The organism is Janthinobacterium sp. FT14W (assembly GCF_009208755.1).
GTDB classification, from domain to species: domain Bacteria; phylum Pseudomonadota; class Gammaproteobacteria; order Burkholderiales; family Burkholderiaceae_D; genus Janthinobacterium; species Janthinobacterium violaceinigrum.
In genome coordinates this window covers 1-428 of sequence record NZ_WFLL01000141.1, presented here as the reverse complement: position 1 = coordinate 428, position 428 = coordinate 1, and the positions used below count along the sequence as shown (strand labels likewise).

Annotated in this window: 1 rRNA gene; it reads right to left on the bottom strand. The window is 54.0% G+C overall.

Going from position 1 to position 428, the window contains the following annotated elements:
- Positions 1-428, bottom strand: a 16S ribosomal RNA gene (locus GCN74_RS28350); the annotation flags it as partial.

Here is a 428-nt window from a genome sequence, read left to right as displayed (position 1 = left end):
CGGTTAAGCTACCTACTTCTGGTAAAACCCGCTCCCATGGTGTGACGGGCGGTGTGTACAAGACCCGGGAACGTATTCACCGCGACATGCTGATCCGCGATTACTAGCGATTCCAACTTCATGCAGTCGAGTTGCAGACTACAATCCGGACTACGATACACTTTCTGCGATTAGCTCCCCCTCGCGGGTTGGCGGCGCTCTGTATGTACCATTGTATGACGTGTGAAGCCCTACCCATAAGGGCCATGAGGACTTGACGTCATCCCCACCTTCCTCCGGTTTGTCACCGGCAGTCTCATTAGAGTGCCCTTTCGTAGCAACTAATGACAAGGGTTGCGCTCGTTGCGGGACTTAACCCAACATCTCACGACACGAGCTGACGACAGCCATGCAGCACCTGTGTAATGGTTCTCTTTCGAGCACTCCCA